Source organism: Ruminococcus sp. 1001136sp1_2201st1_G3_2201SCRN_220225, from assembly GCF_040924365.1.
GTDB lineage: Bacteria > Bacillota > Clostridia > Lachnospirales > Lachnospiraceae > Blautia_A > Blautia_A faecis.
The window spans coordinates 1-4,580 of the sequence record NZ_JBCOME010000111.1; the positions used below are offsets into that span (position 1 = coordinate 1).

Genomic DNA, 4,580 nt, shown 5'->3' on the forward strand with positions numbered 1-4,580 from the left:
AAATAAAAAGAAAAGAAGTTTTAAAAGAAAAATGGTGCTGGGCATAACACCCAACACCAAGTTTGTCTACAGTCTGAAACCCTGTTGCTCACACGCACCAGGGTTTTTGTTTATCTAGCCGTATTTAAATAATCAGAATTTTATTCAACTTCTGAAAACTGATCTTTTCCAACATTACATAATGGGCATTCAAAATCTTCTGGAACGTCCTCCCACTTTGTTCCTGGTGCAATACCACCTTCAGGATAACCTTTCTCTTCATCATATTCCCATCCGCAAACGTCACATACATATTTCATTAGTTTGTTCCTCTCTTCTATTATTATAATAATCAATATTACTGATTACCTTTTATTTAAAATAATCATTCAATCATCATTTTTTCCGTTCAAAAACATATTCTGCATCTGATGATAAATCAGAGCGGAATGAATAGCCTAGTCTATCAAATTTCTTAATATCCTCAGGATTTTCAATTCTGTTTTCAGCCATGAACCTAACCATTTCACCACGGGCCATCTTAGCATATGTACCTTTTGTCACCAGTTTATCTCCTGATAACTCACAAAATGTAATCGTAATGTATCTATCCTGTCGTGTCAGATATTTTTCTATGCACTTAGAGTATTCTTTCGATGCCAGATTGATTATAATCCTGCTGTTATCAATCACTGAGCGGTATAATAAATCTCCCCAGTACTCATACAGATTTTTTGTTTCTCCTATTCCAACCTTCGTCTGCATTTCCAAACGATAAGGCGTCACACCATCCCTTGGTTTTAACACACCATAAAATGCAGATATTATTCTCAAATGCTTTTGTACATACTCGAACTGACTGTCCTCAAACACGGATGGAGCCATATATTGAAAAGCAATTCCTTCATATGATAAGACAGCTGGGGTAAGTAAATGATAAAGATCCATGTTTTCCAATCTATTGAAGTTCTGTTCTGTAATTTTGTCATTACATTTCCAGATAGTCTTCAGTTCTTCCTTTGACTTACTTTTCAACCAACTTTGTATCTCTGTCGTCTTTTCAATAAATTCAGGCAATCCATCCGGCGCTATGCTGTCAGTATCTGTAATCATCTTTTTAGCAGGGGATAATATTATCTTCATTAATCTAATTCCTTGAGCATATTTTCAGGATCATCTGCAGCCTTGACTTTATCATTTGCCTTTATAATAATCCCCTGTTCATCAATAAGATATGTGGTTCTTACTACTCCCATAGAGACTTTTCCATAATTTTTCTTTTCTTTCCATACATCATATGCTTCAATAACTTTCCGCTCTGGATCTGCTAAAAGTGTAAATGCCAATCCATATTTTTCCTCAAATCTCTTATGAGAGGATACAGAATCCTTACTGACTCCAAGAATAACTACTCCTTTTTCGGTAAACTGAGGGTATCGCTCAGAAAACCCACATGCCTGTTTCGTGCATCCCGCTGTATTATCCTTGGGATAGAAATATAAAATCACTTTTTTTCCTGTATAATCCGATAATCTATGTATTTTCCCATTTTGATCTGGCAACTCAAAATCCGGTGCCTTAACCCCTACTTCCAACATTATTTATCCCTCCCTTTCTGTATCTTTCTCTTTATTCGCCTTTTTCTTCCTATTCCCGGTAATCATTTTATGACCTGTATATATCGCCATTACCATACATAACATAGAACTTAAAGCAAAGTATTTGTGACTTGATTTTTGCTTTTTATATCCAGTGTAAAAAGTCCCAAGCATTGTGATCAATGCTCCTACTGACCAATATTTATGTGCTTTCATGTAATTCCTCCATTTTTTCAGTGTATTCAATTCTAATTATACGCTACCATATTCCTATGTCAATTTGATAATAGAGCATTCCTATAAAATTTTTCAAAATATCATTGTCAAAACTATGTATTGTTATCCTTTAATTTTTCTTTGAAATAATTGACAAAAAGCTTGCTTTCAGGAGATTACTATTTAATCTCTTTTCCATCTATATATAGTTGAAATTTATCAGGATTATTGACAACATCATAGTCCTTTCCGTATTCTACAGGTCTATATTCGGCTGTCATTACCGATTCCCCGTCTTCAATATCTTCTTTCCATAAATAGATGTTCATATCAATGCTCGTCGCATATCCTCTGTCTGTGGAGAATTTTGTCGAATGAAAAGAATCATCCTTGTACATCTGCAAAAGTTTTCTTGCAAACGCTTCTCTATCCTCAATATCTTCCCTATTTGCGACCACGGTTATATTTTCATCCCGATTTACAGAAAAAGTTCCAACTACATCTGGTTCGCCTTCTTTATGACTGGATTCAAATTTCCCATATAGTAGTAGTAAAATAATATGTCATGCCAGCGCAATATATTACCTAGAATATCGCTATAACAGGAAAGGGGCTGCATTGTGACAGCCCCTAGTTTACTTCATCACGTTGTCTACATTCTGAGTGAACTCGTTCCCTGGTTTATTTTAGCATCGATCTGGATTTTGTTTCATAAAGATAAATTTTGCCACAGAGCGGTCGTATGTTTTAATGTGTCCAAACAGCCAGTCGATTACATTTTTCTGTACAAGTTCACTGAACCGATCTGTTGGTCCTTCATACTCCTGAAGGTATTCATACAGTTCCTGAATTGTCTTTTTAAACTCTTCATGTTTTTCATAATGTTTTTCACGCTCTGGATAACCGGCTTTTTCCTGAAGTGCTTCTTCTTCTTTAAAATGAAAGTCAGTATACTCGTTAAGATAATCCAGAAGTTTGATTGCCTTTACCTTGCTGTCGCCATTTTGACAGGCAATTACAAAGTTCTGAATACGGTCAATCAATTCTTTGTGCTGTGTATCGATTGTTTTATTTCCTGTTACTAAATTGTCATCAAAGGTAATGTTTAAATCGTAAGTCATAATTTGACCTCCATTTCTTTTATATGTTCTCTTAGGCTCTTTTAATGTCTGGCAGTTTCGTACCTGCATTTTCTGCTTAGTCTTCTACAGGAACGAAAACATCTTTTCCTAATCCGCAGATTGGGCATGTCCAGTCATCTGGAATATCCTCAAATGCAGTTCCTGGAGCGATACCTCCGTCTGGATCGCCTACTGCCGGATCATAAATATAGCCACATGGTTCACATTCATATTTTTTCATAGTCATTTTCCCTTTTCAATGTCGATTTATTTTTGTTACCAAGTTCCTAGCAATTTTTCTAACACTTTGTTTCTTGTATATCTGTATTATACATGATAATTATTCTTTTGTCAATAATAGTAATTATTATTATTATTTTTGTACTTAGCATAAACTGATATTTGAATTGCACATTTACATATTGTATATATTATGGGAATAGTTGAATAAAAAAATGAACTCTATTCATTAAAGACAGAGTTGCTGGAAATTATTTCTCTCCAACAACTTTCTTCGTCTTTAAGTCCTTGAAACACAATACTGTCCAATCAGATTCATCCAATTGTTATATTTATTCTTTTCACACACCTTTCGGCAAATTTCATTTTCCATCAATACACAGAACATCTTATCATAATCAAATGCCCAAACAGCACCATTCACATGGTTTTCCACTGCTTTCTGATCTATGTTCTTTAAACGTGTGACCATTTTTTCAATTTCTCCATTTCTCAAGTTACCGATATTTTTGCAGATAAACCGAAAGAAATTCAACGTTGCATATTCGTCATGCCAATGGAACTCTTCTGGATTGTTTTTAATTTTACTGGCTCGCTGCTGTTCTTTGATTATCTGATCAGCTACACCTTTCATCGAATCTTCGTATCTCATATTACTCACCTACTCTTCCTCAACGCCCAGTGACGGTTTAAATCTTTTATCCTTTGCCTGCGGTACCACGATCTCATGATTTTGATGGGAAGCAATTACTTACTACAACTTGCAGAAGCGGATATCCAAAAGGCATTGTGGGAGCTGCCTTTGCTGACCGAAATCCATCTTCTTATGTAAAACCTGCAGGAATATAAAGGGAAAGTGACTATCTCTGCCGATTAATAATCCAAATAATATCGTCTATACCAATCTCTCCTTATGCTGTTTTTCTCTCCATAAACCATTTATCCACTTCGTAAAACAAGTGGCTTTCCTGCCCCTGTATCATACAGGTGTACATCATTCCTACACCGCCTGCCTTTCTGCTGGCGCACCGCTCGATTTTCAAAATTCTGTCAATGCTATACTTTCTTCCATCCTCCCATGTAAAAAATATGGGAACCAGCTGTCCGTCTTTCCGAAACTCTGCCACTACATCTACATATACTTTGTTCATGCCGACACCTCACTATAAAATCTCGATTGCTCTTGGCGATGCCGGGATTCTGCGGATATATCCATTTAACTCCAACTGTTTGATTTTGGAAAAAGCAGATGATGTTGATCTTACTCCGATCATTTTTCCAAATTCCCGTACTGTCGGCGGATATCCATGCTCCTTCGTATAATCCAAAATACACTGATAACTTTCTTTCTGTTTTCTGGTTAATGCTTTTTTCAAATCTATCCCTCCAATTACCCATGAAAATAACTGTGTGGATGGATCGTGTG

The 4,580-nt window shown here is 35.8% G+C and carries 10 protein-coding genes; all 10 read right to left on the reverse strand.

What is annotated here, in order from left to right; genetic code table 11:
- Positions 1 to 140: 140 nt before the first annotated feature.
- Positions 141 to 299 carry a rubredoxin gene (locus tag AB5642_RS19740; protein WP_055055545.1) on the reverse strand — a complete coding sequence of 53 codons (159 nt, stop codon included), beginning with the start codon at positions 297 to 299 and terminating at the stop codon, positions 141 to 143.
- Positions 300 to 375: 76 nt separating this feature from the next.
- Positions 376 to 1,122 (reverse strand): peroxide stress protein YaaA, encoded by a 747-nt coding sequence (gene yaaA / locus AB5642_RS19745; RefSeq protein ID WP_118583128.1) that lies wholly within the window; start codon positions 1,120 to 1,122, stop codon positions 376 to 378.
- Positions 1,122 to 1,577 carry a thioredoxin-dependent thiol peroxidase gene (gene bcp / locus AB5642_RS19750; RefSeq protein ID WP_226836684.1) on the reverse strand — a complete coding sequence of 152 codons (456 nt, stop codon included), beginning with the start codon at positions 1,575 to 1,577 and terminating at the stop codon, positions 1,122 to 1,124. The genes yaaA and bcp overlap by 1 nt, the downstream gene beginning before the upstream one ends.
- 3 nt (positions 1,578 to 1,580) lie before the next feature.
- On the reverse strand, positions 1,581 to 1,793 hold the full coding sequence (locus AB5642_RS19755; RefSeq protein ID WP_005421604.1) for a DUF6219 family protein: 213 nt from the start codon (positions 1,791 to 1,793) through the stop codon (positions 1,581 to 1,583).
- Positions 1,794 to 1,972: 179 nt separating this feature from the next.
- Positions 1,973 to 2,251 carry a hypothetical protein gene (locus tag AB5642_RS19760; protein WP_173718983.1) on the reverse strand — a complete coding sequence of 93 codons (279 nt, stop codon included), beginning with the start codon at positions 2,249 to 2,251 and terminating at the stop codon, positions 1,973 to 1,975.
- A 228-nt stretch (positions 2,252 to 2,479) separates the two neighbouring features.
- A complete protein-coding gene (locus AB5642_RS19765) occupies positions 2,480 to 2,914 on the reverse strand; it encodes a bacteriohemerythrin (protein ID WP_019161195.1) in 435 nt (144 codons plus the stop codon).
- Between the two features lie 76 nt (positions 2,915 to 2,990).
- Positions 2,991 to 3,155 carry a rubredoxin gene (gene rd / locus AB5642_RS19770; protein WP_148463579.1) on the reverse strand — a complete coding sequence of 55 codons (165 nt, stop codon included), beginning with the start codon at positions 3,153 to 3,155 and terminating at the stop codon, positions 2,991 to 2,993.
- A 279-nt stretch (positions 3,156 to 3,434) separates the two neighbouring features.
- The gene (locus tag AB5642_RS19775; RefSeq protein ID WP_173718984.1) at positions 3,435 to 3,806 is read right to left on the reverse strand and encodes a hypothetical protein; all 372 of its coding nucleotides are present in this window, start codon (positions 3,804 to 3,806) and stop codon (positions 3,435 to 3,437) included.
- Positions 3,807 to 4,065: 259 nt separating this feature from the next.
- On the reverse strand, positions 4,066 to 4,305 hold the full coding sequence (locus AB5642_RS19780; RefSeq protein ID WP_005344271.1) for a hypothetical protein: 240 nt from the start codon (positions 4,303 to 4,305) through the stop codon (positions 4,066 to 4,068).
- 12 nt (positions 4,306 to 4,317) lie between these two features.
- Positions 4,318 to 4,580, reverse strand: a 263-nt coding sequence (locus AB5642_RS19785; protein ID WP_368371915.1) for a hypothetical protein, incomplete at its 5' end; no start/stop codon positions are given.

Coding starts and splice junctions, on each gene's coding strand:
- AB5642_RS19740 (WP_055055545.1), bottom strand. CDS start 299: ATGAAATATGTATGTGACGTTTGCGGATGGGAATATGATGAAGAGAAA.
- yaaA (WP_118583128.1), bottom strand. CDS start 1,122: ATGAAGATAATATTATCCCCTGCTAAAAAGATGATTACAGATACTGAC.
- bcp (WP_226836684.1), bottom strand. CDS start 1,577: ATGTTGGAAGTAGGGGTTAAGGCACCGGATTTTGAGTTGCCAGATCAA.
- AB5642_RS19755 (WP_005421604.1), bottom strand. CDS start 1,793: ATGAAAGCACATAAATATTGGTCAGTAGGAGCATTGATCACAATGCTT.
- AB5642_RS19765 (WP_019161195.1), bottom strand. CDS start 2,914: ATGACTTACGATTTAAACATTACCTTTGATGACAATTTAGTAACAGGA.
- rd (WP_148463579.1), bottom strand. CDS start 3,155: ATGAAAAAATATGAATGTGAACCATGTGGCTATATTTATGATCCGGCA.
- AB5642_RS19775 (WP_173718984.1), bottom strand. CDS start 3,806: ATGAGATACGAAGATTCGATGAAAGGTGTAGCTGATCAGATAATCAAA.
- AB5642_RS19780 (WP_005344271.1), bottom strand. CDS start 4,305: ATGAACAAAGTATATGTAGATGTAGTGGCAGAGTTTCGGAAAGACGGA.